At 36.6% G+C, this 18,150-nt stretch carries 18 protein-coding genes; 11 read left to right on the top strand and 7 right to left on the bottom strand.

What is annotated here, in order from left to right:
- Positions 1-27: 27 nt before the first annotated feature.
- The 4 genes from AO843_RS10085 to AO843_RS10075 form a co-directional block, all read right to left on the bottom strand.
- Positions 28-1,689: a b(o/a)3-type cytochrome-c oxidase subunit 1 gene (locus AO843_RS10085; RefSeq protein WP_054610994.1), complete on the bottom strand. Its 1,662-nt coding sequence runs from the start codon at positions 1,687-1,689 to the stop codon at positions 28-30.
- On the bottom strand, positions 1,676-2,167 hold the full coding sequence (locus tag AO843_RS10080; protein WP_054610993.1) for a cupredoxin domain-containing protein: 492 nt from the start codon (positions 2,165-2,167) through the stop codon (positions 1,676-1,678). Before AO843_RS10080 ends, AO843_RS10085 begins: the two co-directional genes overlap by 14 nt.
- A gap of 24 nt (positions 2,168-2,191) precedes the next feature.
- Positions 2,192-2,314, bottom strand: a complete 123-nt coding sequence (locus AO843_RS25370) for a hypothetical protein (protein ID WP_255350373.1) — start codon at positions 2,312-2,314, stop codon at positions 2,192-2,194.
- A 331-nt stretch (positions 2,315-2,645) separates the two neighbouring features.
- Positions 2,646-3,107: a chemotaxis protein CheX gene (locus AO843_RS10075; RefSeq protein ID WP_054610992.1), complete on the bottom strand. Its 462-nt coding sequence runs from the start codon at positions 3,105-3,107 to the stop codon at positions 2,646-2,648.
- Positions 3,108-3,650: 543 nt separating this feature from the next.
- Between AO843_RS10075 and AO843_RS10070 the strand changes: the two genes are divergently transcribed.
- From AO843_RS10070 to AO843_RS10020, 11 genes are all read left to right on the top strand, one after another.
- Positions 3,651-4,664 (top strand): ABC transporter ATP-binding protein, encoded by a 1,014-nt coding sequence (locus tag AO843_RS10070; RefSeq protein ID WP_197278904.1) that lies wholly within the window; start codon positions 3,651-3,653, stop codon positions 4,662-4,664.
- A complete protein-coding gene (locus AO843_RS10065; RefSeq protein ID WP_054610991.1) occupies positions 4,639-5,616 on the top strand; it encodes an ABC transporter ATP-binding protein in 978 nt (325 codons plus the stop codon). The genes AO843_RS10070 and AO843_RS10065 overlap by 26 nt, the downstream gene beginning before the upstream one ends.
- Positions 5,613-6,404: an IclR family transcriptional regulator gene (locus AO843_RS10060; RefSeq protein WP_054610990.1), complete on the top strand. Its 792-nt coding sequence runs from the start codon at positions 5,613-5,615 to the stop codon at positions 6,402-6,404. The genes AO843_RS10065 and AO843_RS10060 overlap by 4 nt, the downstream gene beginning before the upstream one ends.
- Before the next feature lie 31 nt (positions 6,405-6,435).
- Positions 6,436-8,016 carry an ABC transporter substrate-binding protein gene (locus tag AO843_RS10055; protein ID WP_054610989.1) on the top strand — a complete coding sequence of 527 codons (1,581 nt, stop codon included), beginning with the start codon at positions 6,436-6,438 and terminating at the stop codon, positions 8,014-8,016.
- 65 nt (positions 8,017-8,081) lie between these two features.
- Positions 8,082-9,014 (top strand): nickel ABC transporter permease, encoded by a 933-nt coding sequence (gene nikB, locus AO843_RS10050; RefSeq protein WP_054610988.1) that lies wholly within the window; start codon positions 8,082-8,084, stop codon positions 9,012-9,014.
- The gene (locus tag AO843_RS10045; RefSeq protein ID WP_054610987.1) at positions 9,014-9,916 is read left to right on the top strand and encodes an ABC transporter permease; all 903 of its coding nucleotides are present in this window, start codon (positions 9,014-9,016) and stop codon (positions 9,914-9,916) included. Before nikB ends, AO843_RS10045 begins: the two co-directional genes overlap by 1 nt.
- 8 nt (positions 9,917-9,924) lie before the next feature.
- A complete protein-coding gene (locus tag AO843_RS10040; RefSeq protein WP_054610986.1) occupies positions 9,925-12,750 on the top strand; it encodes a M14 family metallopeptidase in 2,826 nt (941 codons plus the stop codon).
- Between the two features lie 5 nt (positions 12,751-12,755).
- Entirely contained in the window at positions 12,756-13,370 is a 615-nt protein-coding gene (gene pcp, locus AO843_RS10035; protein WP_054610985.1) for a pyroglutamyl-peptidase I, read from the top strand.
- On the top strand, positions 13,354-14,049 hold the full coding sequence (pxpB, locus tag AO843_RS10030) for a 5-oxoprolinase subunit PxpB (protein WP_156313956.1): 696 nt from the start codon (positions 13,354-13,356) through the stop codon (positions 14,047-14,049). Before pcp ends, pxpB begins: the two co-directional genes overlap by 17 nt.
- 3 nt (positions 14,050-14,052) lie before the next feature.
- Entirely contained in the window at positions 14,053-14,916 is an 864-nt protein-coding gene (locus AO843_RS10025) for a 5-oxoprolinase subunit C family protein (protein ID WP_054610984.1), read from the top strand.
- Entirely contained in the window at positions 14,917-15,645 is a 729-nt protein-coding gene (locus AO843_RS10020; RefSeq protein WP_054610983.1) for a 5-oxoprolinase subunit PxpA, read from the top strand.
- 179 nt (positions 15,646-15,824) lie between these two features.
- On the opposite strand, the gene AO843_RS10015 is transcribed toward AO843_RS10020, so the two are convergent.
- From AO843_RS10015 to AO843_RS10005, 3 genes are read right to left on the bottom strand one after another with little or no spacing between them, the layout of a single operon-like run.
- Positions 15,825-16,382, bottom strand: coding sequence for a phosphatase PAP2 family protein (locus AO843_RS10015; RefSeq protein ID WP_231630114.1), 558 nt, complete (start codon positions 16,380-16,382; stop codon positions 15,825-15,827).
- Positions 16,383-16,392: 10 nt separating this feature from the next.
- A complete protein-coding gene (locus AO843_RS10010) occupies positions 16,393-17,352 on the bottom strand; it encodes an LCP family protein (RefSeq protein WP_054610981.1) in 960 nt (319 codons plus the stop codon).
- A gap of 19 nt (positions 17,353-17,371) precedes the next feature.
- Positions 17,372-18,019: a helix-turn-helix domain-containing protein gene (locus tag AO843_RS10005; protein ID WP_054610980.1), complete on the bottom strand. Its 648-nt coding sequence runs from the start codon at positions 18,017-18,019 to the stop codon at positions 17,372-17,374.
- Between the last annotated feature and the right edge of the window lie 131 nt (positions 18,020-18,150).

Here is an 18,150-nt window from a genome sequence, read left to right as displayed (position 1 = left end):
GAGAAATCGCTTTTTGTGTCCAAATGCTTACCACAATTGATAGCCCTTGGAGCCAGCCGGTGAATTCGAAATAATTTCGAAAATTGGCACGGTGTAAGCGAATAAAATTAAGGCTACTAAAATGACAAGCCAAACTTTAAAGTTTTCTAAAATAGCTGGTGTTGGACCACTAAGCTCATGTACATCACCAATAGGGAACTCCTCTTCACCTTTAGGAGCAAACCAAGCTAATTTCACGACGATATAAATAATTATTAGGATCGCGATAAAGAGAATCGTTCCGCCCACAGCTTGTGCAATTTGATATGGAATCCAATCATATGCCTGTGAAGCACCACCATACTCTGAGTAATCAGAACGACGAGGTGCACCAATAAGTCCTGCAATATGCATGGCAGAAGACATAATTGTCATACCGACTGCCCATAAGATACCAGCGAAATTACTAAGATTATTTAAAGATCTCGTCAAAGTACGTCCTGTTAAATGTGGAATCAACCAGAAGGCCGCACCGAAGTAAGTTAAAACAACGGCTGTTGCAATCGTTAAATGGAAATGCCCTGTAACCCAAATCGTATTATGGATTAATTGGTTCATTTGATAAGAAGCATTGACAATACCACCAGCACCGCCAGGAATGAATGCCACCATACCAATAAATGGAACGAAGAAACGAGCATCTTTCCAAGGTAATTTTTTGAACCATCCGAACAGTCCTTTTCCGCCTAATTCACGACCACGTAACTCAAACATAGCAAACATCGAGAAGGCTGTCATAAGAGATGGAACGATTACAGCGAATGTTAATACAACTTGAATGAACTTCCATGTACTATCAATACCAGGCTCTGTTAACTGATGGTGAATCCCTACAGGAATAGAGAAAAGTAAGAACAGCATAAACGATAGTCTTGATAAAGAATCGGAGAAAATTTTTCCGCCAATGACTTTTGGAATAATTACATACCAAACCATGTAAGCAGGTAATAGCCAGAAGTATACAAGTGCATGACCGAAATACCAGAAGAGGGTACGAGATAATGCAACATCGACACGTTCAATTAAACCTAATGACCATGGTAACAGTTGGATTAATACTGAAGCTGCTACACCCAGTGTTGCCACGAACCACATTAAATTATTAACAACTACCATAAACGATAATAATGGGCTAGGTTGACCGCTACCTTTATTTTCTTTGCGCCATTGAGCATACCGTAAAATTTGGCCTGCGCCGCCAACCCAAGAACCAACCACGACTAATGTAAGGCCTAAATAGAAAATCCAGTGCGCCTTTAGCGGTGCATAGAATGTATAAAGAACAGTTGCTTTATTTAATAAAACCATTGTCGCGGAAGCAGCAGTACCAATGGTCATTAACCAAAAACCAATCCAACCAAGTTTGCGTTGACCATTCGTGAATGTACCTGATGTACGACTTACACTAGCAATTTGGAAGCCGTAAATAAAGAATGTAGTTAAAATAAGACCGAGTAATACGCCATGTACCGTTAAAACTTGATAATAGCCAATGCCTGCTGGTAATGTAAATTGACCAGAACGCACAAATACTTGTAATAAACCTGCAAGACCACCTAATAGCAATGCGATAAATGCCACATAAATATGTGCCATCGCTAGCTTAGCATCGCGACGATCCACTTTTGTCATTGAATTAGTGTGACTCATTTGAATCCACCACCTTTAGCATAGAGTGCATCATCGTATGTCCTGTACCACAATACTCATTACATACGATTAAAAACTCGCCTACTTTGTTTACTTCTGTTACATATTCAGAAATATAACCAGGTTCAAGCATCATGTTGATATTCGTACCTGCAACCTGAAATCCGTGCATAACATCCTCGCTTGTCGCGATGAATTTTACTTTTGCACCCAGTGGCACCTCAATTTGTGGAGGATTATAATTGAATGCAGAAGCTATTACTACCACTTCATAATCCCAATCTTTGCCCTCTACCTTATGGACACCTGGATTATCAAAAGGTGCTGTTTCTTTCACTTTCTCGTAATCTAGTGTTTTTTTACCATTGTTCGGGTGGGAGCCTTGATGAAACGCTCCGATACCGAGAATGATTAGGAATGCGACTAAAGTAGCAACCCCGAACACAAGCCAATACTTCTCATACTTATGTATGTGCATATGTTTCTGTCCCTTCTTCGTAGATTAAAACCGTCCAATGAACAAATCAAAGCAGTACACCCAAAGTAAAATAATGACGATACCTACTCCAAAAACTGCATAGAGTGAACCTTTTAAATTCTCATCTGACTTCTTTTTGTTTGCCATTTTTGCTCCTCCTACGCTTTTATTGTGGTGTTTCTTACTGTCATCATATAAAAATCCAATTCATTTAGATGTGAAAAAAATCACACATCTACGCAAATTATGTGAAGAAAGTGTGAAGAATTGAAGAGAGAAAAAAACAAGCCATCTCAAAAGTCATTGAGATAGCTTGTTTAATTATTGTATTTAGCTTTTTTTTAATAAAAACAATAGATTTGAAGGAAGGCAGAACCTTCTTTATCACTTCTTGTAGGCGAATGGGAAATTCTGTACATAAAAGCAGTATGCTCTTGCATACAATGTCTTATTTGGCATAGTCTTATAAACTAGCTTTCTATTCTACTTCTTCCTCAATCGTTAATAGAACTGTTAGTGCACCAACGTTTGGGACTGAGACAGGGAGAGCAAATGCTTTTTCAAAGCCATATAATTTTGTATTGCCGACCATCACAGTTGGTGGAGTAATGTCAATTTCTAAGCTTTCTTGCCCAACGGCTGTACATAAATTTCCAGCAATCATGTTACCAAATTCTCCTGTAAAGGATTCTAGCATTTCTCCTTCAAGCGGCATACCAAACATGGTACTACCGATCCCACTGAACACTTCGGGAGAGGAATCAATGATGACGCGACCCTTTAAATCTCCGATTAAACCAATCAATACACCCATTTGTTGCTGTTGAAAGGGTTCAGAAATAATACTAGGCGACTTTACTTCTATATCCATAGGAAGAATTGATTTTAAAGCGTGAATTGTCCCGTTTAAAATAGTTTGAAAGTACTTCGAATTACTCATCATTACCGCATCCTTTTTCCGACTTTTCTACATCTTACCATGTAAAAAGGGTAAGATGAAAGTACGTCTTGACGAATTAACGTGAAATTTATAATATATGAATGAGAATGATTTTCAAATTCAATGTAATGGTCAGAAAGTCAAATAGAAAAAGATTAATTTATATGAAAAGGAGCGGTCAGCGATGACATTCGTATTGATTGGAACAGCTGTAGCGATTTATATTGGAGTAGGGAAATACGTCATGAAACAGGCGACTGCACATTTGAAATAAGAAATTGTCCATTAAAGTACTTTAAGCATGGTCCGAGAAGAACTCGGGGCCATGCTTTTTTTGTTTTTTAAAAATTTTTTTCTGGAAGGAAGTAGGGTTAGTTTGCTTATTAACAAACAAATTTGAGACAAATTAATTATTTTCCTGAAATAATTATATTAAATAGAATATTTATTTTTTTCTGAAAACTATTGAAATATGCAAGTAATTTCTGATAAGATTTTAAAAAATGGAATCGCGTTTCATATTTTGGAACGGAGGGGGTAAAAATGGGATTGAATATTTTAGAAGTAAAAGATTTGAAAATAGGTATTCAACAAAATAAAAAAGATATTGCCATTGTCAATGGGGTGTCATTTCAACTTGAAAAAGGAAAAACATTGGGGATTGTAGGGGAATCTGGCTGTGGAAAGAGTATGACATCACTATCTCTTATGGGATTATTGCCTACTGGGGTTGATTGGCAAAGTGGGGAAATTTACATAGATCAAAAACAAATTAATAAAAAATTGAAGAAGGAATGGCGAAAGATTCGTGGGAAAAAAATTTCAATGATATTTCAGGAACCGATGAGCTCTCTTAATCCAGTATATAAAGTTGGCTCACAAATCATTGAAATGATTCATAGCCATGAAAATATTTCAAAAAAAGAGGCACGAGAGCGTGCAGTTGATATGCTCCGTCTCGTTGGTATTCCTCGTCCGGATAAAGTAGTGAATGAATATCCCCACCAATTATCTGGCGGAATGCGGCAACGGGTTATGATCGCTATGGCATTGGCTTGTGGACCAGAAATATTAATCGCAGATGAGCCTACTACAGCCTTAGATGTAACTATTCAAGCACAAATCCTAGATTTAATGAAAGACATTCAAGAAAAACTAGACATGTCCATCATTTTAATTACCCATGATCTTGGTGTTGTTGCTGAAATATGTGAGAAAGTGATTGTGATGTATGCGGGTGAAATAGTTGAAGAAGCAAATGTATTGGATTTATTTGATCATCCTCTTCATCCATATACCAAAGGGTTACTAAACTCATTGCCGGATATTGAGACAGAACAAGAGTATCTGCCGTCTATCGAAGGAGTGGTACCGTCGCCATCCGATATGCCGTCAGGTTGTAGGTTTTTTGACCGATGTGAATTTGCCACTGAAAAATGTAAAAAGAAGCCGGAGCTATTTACAACGTCTATCGGTAGCACAGTAAGATGCTGGTTATATGAAAAAGATGATGTGGGAGGAGGGATTGTCAATGGGCAGTCCACTGTTAGAAGTTAAGCATTTAAAGAAGTATTTCTCAGTAAAAGGATCACGTTCGGGGAATTTAAAAGCAGTAGATGATGTGTCATTTTTTGTAAACGAGGGTGAAGTTTTAGGGATTGTCGGAGAGTCAGGGTGTGGAAAGTCCACAATGGGCAAAACGTTAATTCAACTTCTTACACCTACTGAAGGTGAAATTTTGCTGAATGGAGAAAATATAGCTACTCTTAGCCCAAAAGAGGTACGACAAAAACGTCGTGATATGCAAATAATTTTCCAGGATCCTTTTTCGTCACTTAATCCACGTATGAAGGTTTTTAAAATAATTGAAGAACCTTTAGTGAATTTTGGAATTGGTACAAAGGAAGAACGGAAACAACGTGTTTATGAGGTAGCCAAACAGGTTGGTCTTACACAAAAGCAGCTAGAACGTTTTCCACATGAATTTTCAGGTGGCCAAAGACAGCGAATTGGAATTGCAAGAGCACTAGTGTCGAATCCAAAATTGATTGTTGCAGATGAACCAGTATCTGCACTTGATGTATCCATTCAATCTCAAGTATTGAATATAATGAAAGACTTAAAAAAGGAAATGAACCTAACCTATATTTTTATATCCCATGATTTAAGTGTTGTGCATCATTTTTGTGATCGTATAGGCGTGATGTACTTAGGTAAGTTAGTGGAAATGGCTGACAAACATGAATTATTTAATAATCCTAAACATCCATACACGAAAGCATTGTTATCAGCATTACCCAAATCTCATCCTTCAAAAGTAAAGGAACGAATTGTGCTTAGCGGAGATGTTCCAAATCCAGCAAATCCACCATCAGGTTGCACCTTCCATACACGGTGTCCAAATTGTATGGAAATTTGTAAAGTGACATCTCCAGAATTAAAAAAAATTGGTGACCAACATGAAGTTTCTTGTTTACTTTATGAAGAACAAATGGAGCGATTAACATGAGTAAAACATTGGAAAAAGGTATCAACATTTTAACGTTATTTACTGAAGAAAAACCTTCTTGGCGGTTAGACGAACTAGCAATTGAAACAGATATCCCTAAACCGACCTTACATAGATTTTTGAAAACATTTACGGATTTAGGTGTTTTAAAACGTCCATATGTTCAAAGTGGTGGACAGTTAATTTTAAGTGACCATTATTTACTGGGGAATAAACTAATTGAATTAGGAGCGATAGCGGCTAATTCAATTGAAATTCGTTCTTTGGCAATACCATATATGAAAATGTTACAACAGAAATTTGATTTGGCTGTTCAATTAGTTGTACTGGATGAAACAGATGGCCTTTACATTGAAAAAATAGAAAGTCTAAAACCTGTTCTATTATATACAAGAGTGGGAAGAAGAGCACCACTTTACGCAGGTGCTTGCTCACGTATTCTTTTATCTTTTCAATCTGAAGAAAAAATAGGCGAGGTACTACAAAAACCTCGAAAAAAATATGCGAGTGGAACCCCCCATACGGACGAAGAAATCTCTGAATTAATTGATTTTGGAAAGAAAAATGGTTATGCCTACAGCGTGTCAGAATTGGAAGAAGGAACTGTATCAATAGCGGTGCCGATTTTTAATAGTGATCGAAGAGTAGAATACTCCATTAGTATAGCTGGGATAGAATCTCTATTACCGCAAGAAAAAATTAATACATTTTTAGAAGGACTGTGGGAAACTGCTGCTTTAATATCTACTGAACTAGGTTATTCGATGCCATATCCTTATGGCGTATAAATAGCACAAATACAAAAGGGGATGAACAATTATGAAGAAACAGAAATGGATAGCGCTATTACTTGTATGCATGATGATTATTTTGTCAGCATGTAGTGGCGGCACATCGACAAAAAACGACAGTAAAAATAGTAGCAAATATTCTGGCGAAAACTCTGCCGTAAAACGTGGTAATGAATTAGCTATTCGTGTGGCAGGAGATCCCCAAAACTGGGATCCAATTGATACCTTTTTACTTTCTTGGAGTACGGTAGCAACTTCGGTATTTGAAGGATTAGTAAGCCGTTCTTTAGATTTAGAAATTCAACCAGGGTTAGCGGAATCTTGGGAATATAAAGATGAAAAAACAATTGTATTTCAACTACGACAAGGTGTTACCTTCCATAATGGGGAACCATTTAATGCGGAAGCAGTTAAATTTACTTTTGATCGTTTGCTAGGTGATGAAGGTCAAAAAGGTCCTCAATATTCAAACTATACTTCGATCGACAATGTTGAAGTAACTGGTGAATATGAAGTAACTATGCACTTAAATTCTATAGATCCAGTATTACTAACAAAACTATCAGGATATGGTGCTGTAATCGTACCACCTAAATATATTCAAGAACAGGGAGCAGAGAATTTTGATATGAAACCTGTTGGTACTGGTCCATTTAAAATGACAGATTATCAACGTGATAAACAAGTGGTTATTGAACGCTATGAAGATTATTGGAATAAAGATGCTGTTAAATTAGATAAAGTAACATTTAAAGTTATCCCAGAAACAGCAACAGCACTTGCAGAATTACAAACAGGAAATATTGATATTATGACACGTTTAGAAGTTTCACAAGCTGCAACAGCAGAAGGAACTGACTTTATTGAATTAATGGATGTGTCAACTCCTACAGCTTATTCCATTCGTTTTGATACAGCGCAAGAGCCAGTTGATGATGTACGTGTTCGTCAAGCTATTAACTATGCTATCGATAAAGAAACAATTGTAAAAGAAATTTTAGCTGGCTATGGGAATCTTATTAGCTCTTTCCAAAGTAATTTATCGTTTGGTTATAACAAAGATTTAGAGCCATATCCATATGATCCTGAAAAAGCAAAAAAACTATTGGCTGAAGCGAACATTCCTGAAGGTACAACACTAGAGTTCTTTATTCCAGGTACTGATGGAACATTTAAAGAGATTGCGCAAGCAGTAGCGTTTTACTTAGAAGAAGTTGGATTAAAAGCTTCGATTAATAGTGTGGAAAATACTACATTCCAATCAGAGTTAATACCGCAAGGAAAAGCTGGACATATGTATAAAAATGGCTGGGGTGGATGGACTCTGGACTTTGATAATACAGCTTATTTAATGTATCACGAGGGCGAATTCTGGAACCCATCTTTTAAAAATGAAAAAGTAGAACAATTATTAGCAGCAGAGCGTGCCACTATTGATAATGACGAAAGACAAAAAGTTTTTAAAGAACTAACAGAAGTCTTATATGAAGAGGCTACTGAAGTAAATCTATATTCCGAGGTAGAAATATACGGAGTGAATAAACGAATAAAAGGTTTCCAACCACCACATGATGGCCGCTTTAGATTTGAAGGTGTCACTGTCGAGTAAGTAAAAATTATGAGATAGTATGCTAGCATACTATCTCTTTCATTTCAAATTAGGAGGATGGAATTATGCTTTCCTATATTCTACGACGTTTATCGCATACTGTGTTGGTGATCATTGCAGTTTCGTTAATTATATTTTTCGCAATTCGTTTAACAGGTGACCCTGTAAGTATTATGTTTGGAGCTGGTGAACCATCACAACAAGCAGTAGAAGAACTGACAGCCAAACTAGGTTTGGATAAGCCTGTATGGGAGCAATACATCATATTTATGAAGGATTTAGTAACACTTGATTTCGGTACTTCATATCGTTCAAATAGTCCTGTCTTAGGGATGTTGCTCGAACGAGCGTGGCCGACAATAGCACTTGCTTTGGGTGGAATGGCAGTTGCGTTGTTAATAGCTGTGCCACTAGGTATTCTATCAGCCATTTATAAAGGGAAATCTATTGATGTTTTTAGTCGTATTTTTTCTTTGTTGGGCATTTCTTTTCCTAATTTCTGGTTAGCGTTTATGCTTATATTAATTTTCGCTGTTCAACTAAAATGGTTGCCAGTATCCGGATTTGATGGGTTTAGCTCATTAATTTTACCATCCATTGCATTGGGCCTGATTCTATCAGGTATACTAGTTCGATTAATTCGTACGTCTATGCTTGAGGTACTTAAAATGCAATACGTGACAACTGCACGTGCGAAAGGAATAAGAGAATGGTTAGTGATCATTCGTCATGCGTTCCGCAATGCCCTATTGCCAACTGTAACATTTGTTGGTTTACAGTTTGGGGGGCTATTAGGAGGTGCGGTTATTGTAGAGCAAGTCTTTTCATGGCCTGGAATTGGAAGATTAATTGTTGATTCTATTAATCAACGAGACTATCCAGTCGTACAGGGAGGAGTCATTCTTTTAGCGCTTATTATGATTTTAGTAAATCTGATCGTTGATTTATGCTACTCATTGATTAACCCCAAAATTAGAACTGGAAGAGGTGATAATTAATGACACAGATAATGGAGACAGAAACAATAGAAATAAAAAAAGCCAATCGAATAATAAGCATTTTGAAATTCATAAAGAACAATCCAACAGGGATAATAGGTTTGTTACTAGTTGTAACTACTATAATGTGTGCTATCTTCGCTCCTTATATTGCTCCCTATGATCCAGGAGCAGCTAGCTTAGGACATCGGCTCGATTTACCCAAATGGCTAGACGATTCTGGTAAATCCCAATATTTACTTGGAGGAGATCAGGTTGGGCGTGATTTGCTAAGTAGAATTATCTACGGAGCGCGTATATCTCTATTAGTTGGTATTTGTGGCGTATTCATTTCATTGGTGCTTGGTACGTTTCTGGGAATTGTTTCAGGTTACTTTGGGAAATGGATGGATGATTTAATTATGCGATTAGCTGAAGTTCAAATGGGGCTACCGTTTATATTACTAGCAATCGTGATTATGAGTGTATTTGGAACAGGTATTGAAAAAATTATTATTATCCTAGGACTTACATATTGGGTTAGTTTTGCTCGATTAATTCGAGGAGAAATATTGGCTTTAAAGGAACAAGAGTATATACAAGCTGCAAAGGCTATAGGTGGGACACATTTCAAAATAATCCTTAAGCATATACTGCCAAATGTTGCTTCCTCTATTTTAGTGTTAGCAACGATGTGTATTGCAGAGTTTATTTTATTAGAGGCCTCATTAACATTTTTAGGGTTAGGTGTCGAACCTACAGTACCTTCGTGGGGTGGTATGTTAGCTGATAGTCGAAATTATATGACCTCAGCTTGGTGGATATCTGTTTTTCCAGGTGTTGCAATTATGTTAACAGTTTTAGGATTTAATTTATTGGGAGATTGGTTACGAGATCGCTTAGATCCAAATATGAAAGTTTAGGTGATACGATGAACTCTATGATTTTTTCAAGTTTATTTAAAAAGAACGAAACGAAAAAAAAACCTTCTTTATTTATAGATTTACCTACTGATATTGTTCCACTAGGATTAATTGATTTTTGTTTACGTTTAGGCTTTGAGTCAAATGAAATAGACTTTGATTTATTTCAACCATCAAATCAACAATACACAATGAAGTTTTTGCAACATAATAGCACGTTTATTTCAGAAGATAAGAATATATTTATTTTTTATTATGAGAGTGAATTATCACTTTCTGCCTTGTTAAGTACAATAGCCAGTGAAGGAATTTTAGAAACAACTACGGACAGCCCATTACCCTATTATGAGAATTTAAGTCACCTTTGGACAGCATATGGAACGGGTGAAAAAGATGAAGCGCATCCACAACAACATGTAAGCGTAAGAATGGATGTACAAGAAGAATTAAAGACAAATGCCATTTTAAAAGAGGTTTGTTATCTGGCGTTACGTTTAGGCTTGTATGCCACATCTGTTTCATTACCAGTTATAACGAAAGAAGAACGACATCTATCCATTACGCTCAAGCAAGGAAAAGGAAGCTTTATGGAATTAGTCGCCAAAAACGCTATTCAAATTTGTGGTACAAAAGAAAGCTTACCAGCCGTTATACATTCCATAGCGACAGCGAAGCATGTGTCTGAAGGTGGCTTACTTGGGGTTGGGGAATTAAACGAAAAACAAGTGAATGAAGCGGATATTTTATATGAAGAAATATGGAAAGATGAATCCGAGGCTTCATATATTATAAAGGCACTAGAAAATGAACCAAATACATCGTTAGAGGCAGAAATTTATATTACGGCGAATAAAAAAAATCGTGATCAATACAGACTAGATTTGTTCGGAAAATTTCCAAATTTAAAAACAATTAAAGTTCGCTCCGCATTTAAAACAGGTTTATACTGGATATTAGAGGAAGTACTTCCATCTGTTGAAAGTCCTTTTGAAAAAGTAAAAATAGTTTGTAAAGATGGTGTAAGATTAAACGGCTTAGAACAGCATAATCGCTGGATTATGGAGCTTTATCCAGTGGATGAATTAATTGAAATACAATTCGGCATACCAAAAGAACAAGTGCAATTTGAACTTTCAAGCACCACGCAACATGTTTATAGTGTATTTGTAGATGATCAATTAATTGCTGTACTAAATCCACTTATTAGTGAAATGGATTATGTTGATGGTCAGAAAAAAGTATATCCAACTACCGCTGGATATAGATTATTAAACCAAACGAAATGGGTACAAGAAAAAATAGTATTTTCAGATCGTGAACGTTTTTATAAATCGTATGTTAAAGAATTTTTGCCTCGAGTGGTGAAGAAATTAAAAATAGATACAACTAATGTTAAGCAAGGACAACTTTCTCCTTTATTTGATCGAATTGAAATTGACTTTACGTCATCTGGAATTGAAGAAGAAATCAGTGTTCAACAAGAGGCAAACTCATCGTTTGAGGCATTATACGAGGATTTATACTTTAATACCTTAGACTATTTTCATGAACTAGGTCGCCGGTTAGTGAATCAACCTTACAAAGCGCCAGGTGGTGTGATTCCTTATATTCATATAGAACAAAATATATATATGCCAATCAAAAGTGAAATAAAGGTTTACCAGTGGAATGAAAAATTGAATATAGATCCGGTCACAAAGCGAATCTTGTTTAATCCAGAAGGGCAATTTGAAACTATTGAAATGTATAGAGGGAATGAACTTAAGGTCATTAAGGCACAAATACAATTAAAGCACAAAATTAAAAATGTTTTTCAATTATTAACTCGTTTTAGAAATTACGCTGAGGTCAAATTGAATTATGGAGATGTTTCTTATAAAGGTAATGTCATCCCATTTTTCGAAGTGACTGAACCAATTACAAGTGAATATTATTCAGGGCTTAAAAAAACAGATGAAAAGCATACGATTGTTTTTGAAGCTGGGCATCATCCAAATGAAGTATCCAGTACGCCTGCAATATTAGAGCTAATGGAAAATATTATTTGTGACCATCCAGAAATCTTAAAAAAAATGAATATAATTATTATTCCTTTAGCCAACCCTGATGGTTATGAAATAATGGAGAGTTTGACAAAAGAGCATCCGAAATGGAAGCACCATGCTGCAAGATTTAATGCGGTGGGGTTAGAATTCGCACATGTGAAATTCCAAAAAAGTGTGTTTGGTGAGGCAAATGTTTTACCACTTATCTTAAAAAAATGGGCTCCTGATATTGTCATTGACGACCATGGGATACCCGCTCGTGAGTGGGTTCAACCGTTCGCAGGTTATGCCTGTCCACCGATTTTTCCAGTTTCTTATACACTTCCGAGTGCTAAGATATATGGAATTGGTCGTTATGCAGATGATGATACAAAGGAAGTCCAGGCTAAAAATTTGGAACTAGTAGCTGATCGAGTAAATAATATTTTTGAAGGATCAACTTTTGCCCAAGAAAATGCTTATTGGCGTAATCGATACTATAAATACGGAACAAAGTGGGATCCACAAAAGTACCCAATTGAAGGGATGGGGAATATTAACTTTTATCGTAGTATGGAAGTAACCCCAGCATTTACATCAGTTAGTATTTTGCGTTACCCACAGTGGGTGGCTTTAGATATAATTTCAGAAGTTGCAGATGAAATCGTATATGGTGAAGAATTAGCATCGTGTATGGAAGCACATAAGTTATTTAATCAGGCTATTTTAGAAGCCGCAATAACTACGCCAGTATATAAAAATAAACAATACGGACGTTACATAAAAAAACGTCCGATAGAAATCAGGTGACGAATATGACAAAAATATTATTAACAGGGTTTGAACCATTTCTTGATTATAAGATCAATCCAACTATGCAAATTGTAGAAAATTTAGCTGGAGAAAAGATAGGAGACTATCATATTGTTGGTAGAATCTTATCTGTAGATTTTCAACAATCTGCTGAGCAGCTAAAGCAACATATAGAGGAAATAGAGCCACAAATCATTATTTCTTTAGGATTGGCAGGGGGCCGTTTTAAAATAACGCCTGAGCGAATTGCCATTAATGTTAAAGATGGAGAGCCCGATAATAATGGCTACACACCAGTTGATGAGAGTATTCAGGAGGAGGGGGCAGATGCATATCTCACGAATTTACCGATTCGCAATATGGTAAATCGATTACAAACAGAAGGCTATCCAGTTGAAATCTCCAATACAGCAGGTACTTACTTATGCAATAACATTATGTATGAGGGTCTTGTGTATGCACAGCAACATGAAGGAGTTCGTGCTGGCTTTATTCATATTCCTGCATCCTTTGAATTGGCCATCCAACATGGCAAAATTCCAGGCTGGAATATCCGTGATTTAGTGGCTGCTGTGAAGCTTTGCATTGAGGAGACAATACGTGCCGGCAATCATTGAATTTCCTCATTCGATGTGGATTAGCCAGCATACTATTCGATTTGCTTTTCATGAGGAAATATCCCACACAAACTTTTATGCAGTACAAGCATTTAATCGGTTTCTGAAAAAACAACTACGACACAATCTAGTTGAAAGTGTTGCAAGCTATCATACAGTTACAGCTTATATCAAACAACAAATAAATGTCGATCTGTTAAAAAGACAATGGCTTGAGATACAGGCTGCCACAACAAATAGTGAAAGAACCAATAGACTACTAAAAATACCAGTTTGCTATGATGAGGAATTTGCCTTAGATAGGCAACGAGTGATGGACTATACAGGTCTATCCTTTGAGGACATGAAAATGCTACACATGTCCAAAAGCTATTATGTTTATTTAATTGGCTTTTTACCAGGTTTTCCTTACCTTGGTGAACTTGATTCTAAATTGTTTGTGCCACGTTTAGAGAAACCGAGAACCTCTGTGTCAGCGAGTTCTGTTGGGGTTGGTGGCGGGCAAACAGGAATCTATCCTGTCGATTCGCCTGGTGGCTGGAATATTATCGGCAAAACGCCGTTTGAACTTTTTGATCTGAATGGGAAAGAGCCATTTCTATTTGAACTGGGTGACGAAGTCCAGTTTTATGAAATAACCAAACAACAATTTTGGGAAATGAAAAGCAAAGGAGTGTAGCGATTGAAGCCACTTCTGCTCATAACAAAACAAGGGGTTTATGGTAGCTTACAAGATAAAGGAAGGTATGGCTATCGGGCATTTGGTATTCCGTTATCTGGACCAATGGATAAAGTATCGTTTCAAGCAGCCCAGCTAATTTTGCAGAATCATCATGACCAAACTTCTTTCGAAATGTTCGTGGGTGGTTTTGAATTTGAGGCATTGGCTGATGGTATATATGTTTTAACCGGGGGACAAGGTGTATGCCTTGTCAATAATGCACCAATTGAAATGTGGAAAACATTCCACTTAACAAAGGGTGATAGGTTAATGGTCAAGAGCATGAATCAAGGCTCAATCGTATACTTGACGCCGCTCGGAGGATTTTATTCAAAATGTGAGCTTGGTAGTAGCTCATGCCTACCACTGGGTCATCTAGGTACAGTAATTACAAAAGGGAGTATTTTATATGGACAAGCAGCATCTCCATTAAAATTTAATAGAGGTCTTTATGCACCATATCGCCCGACTTTTGACAGCGCTATTACTATTAGAATTTTCAAGGGTCCTCATTTTCATTTATTTACGGAAGAGAGTCAACAACAGTTTTTGCAAAATCCTTTTCAATTTAGTGGTGGTAATAGAATGGGCTATTATTTAAAAGGCCCTGTCTTACAGCTGCAAGAAATGAAGGAAATTTTGTCAGAAGCGACACAGTTTGGCTCAATCCAAGTGCCTCAAAATGGGAATCCCATCATCTTAATGGCGGATGCTCAAACGGTAGGAGGCTATCCTATTATAGCGACAGTACATGAAGATGATTTACATAAAGTAGCCCAAATGCGTATGTTTAACACAATACATTTTGCACTGGAGGACATGTGAATGGATATTAATTGTGATCTAGGGGAAAGCTATGATGCTTTTATTACAGGAAGAGATGAAGAGATACTAGATTATGTGACATCGATCAATATCGCATGTGGCTACCATGCGGGTGATCATTCAATTATGCACCAAACTGTTCGTAGTGCGATTCGTAAAAATGTTCATATTGGTGCACACCCCGGCTATCCTGATCGTGAGGGGTTCGGACGAAGAAACATGGCATTTAGTCCGGCTGAAATTTACGATATGATCGTCTATCAGGTAGGAGCATTGCAAGCCTATGTCCGTATCGAAGAAGGGACACTACATCATGTTAAGCCACATGGGGCACTTTATAATCAATGTGCAAATGATCAGGAGAAAGCTTCAGCTGTTGTCAATGCGGTGTACGATCTCCATCCACAGCTTATTTTATATTGTTTAGCGGGAAGCCAAATGGCGGGGATTGCAAGGGACAAGGGGCTACAAGTATATGAGGAGGTTTTTTCTGATCGTCGTTATCATCATGATGGCACATTAGTGAGCAGACAGGAACCAAATGCCTTAATACAAACAGAAGAAGGAATGCTTAAGCATGTAACAGGAATTTTGACTGCTAATGAAATTTTTTCTGTACAGTCTACAAAAATAAAAGTGGCAGCGCACACATTATGTATCCATGGAGATGGTCGGCATGCCTTGGACTTTGCTAAAAAAATTGCAGCGCTTAGACAGCAACTACATTAACAATAAACTGGATGCTCTGTTTAGGGCATCCAGTTTATTTGGAGCGTTCAACAGCTTCTAGGACAATTGGGAATAGGCATCACCTAGTATCTATAGGAACGAGTTTTTGACGCTACTATAGTTGTAACACAAAAAAGTTCGCACCAATTGCGAACTTTTTAGATATTAATATTGCTAGGTTATTCTTGTTTTATATATATTTCCTTGTTGTGTATGAAGGATTCAAGAAGACGTTTTAGTAACATCACTATGTAAGTTACCGCTAATCCGATAAATGCACCTGCTAACACATCTAGAGGGTAGTGTACACCGATAAAAATTCTTGAAAGTGCCATGAAGCAGGCCATCAGGATGAGTACAGTTCCAATTTTTCTTCGTTTCCAAAACAAAGCGAATGCCAAGGCAAATGCACCTGCAGCATGATTACTTGGAAATGAAGGATCTAGATTTGATTTTTCGAGTAACAATGTTACGTTATGATTGACAAATGGCCGTGGTCTAAAATACGCCATTTCTATCATCCTATCTATTCCAAGAGTGAGAATAACAATTATTAATGCATATATTACTATTTTTCTATTTTCATGCTGATTTTGGGTTTTTGAAAACCATAGCCATATCAATACCAGTCCAAATAGAATAGGGCCATATTTTGAAAACAAAAGAACAAGATGATCTAAAATCGGGTATTGTCCTGCAAATTGGTTTAGTAGTTTGAAAAGTTGATAATCTATCATCATATTCTCTTTAAGATGAAACTCCTTCTAGTTTAGACATTTGTACATCGTCCTCTATGGATAAAAACTTTTCTAATGCACTTTTGTTCTTTTCCAAATCAATGTCAAGGACTGCGCCTACATGTACATGTTTGTTTTCAAAAGAACTGGCAACAGGAATCCGTAAAGTATCCACACCATTAGATTTCCCCTCCATTAAACCTTTCCCAATGGCAAGAATTGTTTTATTGTCAACATTAGTATCGATATACGCCTCTGCAACACCGAGTATTTTGGGTAAATTCATTAAGCTTTGAAAACTAATTTGTTCTTTGACCTTTGTCAAAATTTCTTGTTGGCGTTCAACTCGTCCGAAATCACTTAAACGATCGTGACGGAATCGTACATATGCTAATAATTGGTCACCATGTAAAGTTTGTTCTCCAGGAAATAATGTCGTTCCAATTCCATATGACATTTCATAAGGGATATCAACATCAATCCCATTTGGTGCTAGAAGATCCGCAATTTTGGGAAATCCTTCAAAATCAACGATAGCGTAGTAATTCACATCAATATCAAAATTTTGCTTAATTGTTTTCCTTACAAGTTCTGGACCTCCAAAAGCAAACGCAGCGTTTATTTTATTCTTCCCGTAATCTGGAATGTCAACATACGTATCTCTCATAATTGAAACGATTTTTACATGATTCGTCGTTTGATTATAATGTGCAATCATTAAAGCATCAGATCTTCCTTCATCGCCTCTAGTGTCACTGCCTATCAATAGCACATTAATCTCACCAAATTGCAGGTCGGCACCTTTGAATGGCTCAAACGTTTCCTCATCTTCTTTTTTGATTTCGTCTTCTGCCATTGCCAATCCACTATTGTACTGATAAAACCAATAAACAATCCCTATTACGATGATCAATGTGAATGCTAAAAACGAATTTTTTAACCATTTACGGCTTGTTTTACTATTTTTCATAAATTAATTAATCCACCTATCAGTAATTTTTCAACAAAGATTTTGCGGTAAGTTGTACAGCTATTGCATCGTCCAAATAACCAATAGGAAAAAGATAATCCGGAATAACATCCACTGGAATAATAAAATACAATAATACACTTCCAATTATTGTTAATTCTAATAGTGTACCCTTATCTGTTGTAAATTTTACATATAACTCTTTCAACTTACTTATAAATGGTCCAACGCTACCTACACTTTGAATCTTTTCGTTAAAACTCTTATGAATTGTATTTTTCCCCTCTTCTGTTTGTGCAAATAATCCATAATCGTCTAATTTTTTTTCAACATCTTGCACTGAAAATTGATTGTCGTACACATTAGAAGCCTTAAGAAAAGTCTGTATTGCATCAACCGAGGTATGAATATCTGACTGCGACTCTTCTTGTCTTTGTTCAATAGGATATCCTGCTGCTTCAAAAAGATTAATGAAAGGAACGCCAAGGCAATCAGCGAATTTTTCTAAATGTTGTGGTGTTGCTTTTCGTTTATTATTGATAATCCGTGAAATCGTAGCTGTATCGATTCCTGTAAGTTCGCTAAACTTCCGCATGGATAATGAACGTTCTTTCAATAGTTCTTTCAACAATAAACCTAGAGTAGTATTTTCTTTCTTATCCGCCATATTGGATTCTCCCTTCTGATAGTTCCCTAACACTCACGTTATTGTTTAATGAAAAATTATCGTTGTACAAAAGTGTATAGTTGTGTTGACAAAATGTCAACATCTATATTGAAAGAATGCTGCAAATGCAA

This window comes from Lysinibacillus sp. ZYM-1 (genome assembly GCF_001308875.1).
In the GTDB taxonomy this organism is placed as follows: Bacteria; Bacillota; Bacilli; order Bacillales_A; family Planococcaceae; genus Lysinibacillus.
Note: the sequence above shows the minus strand (reverse complement) of the source record. Positions and strands in the feature narration are given on the sequence as shown.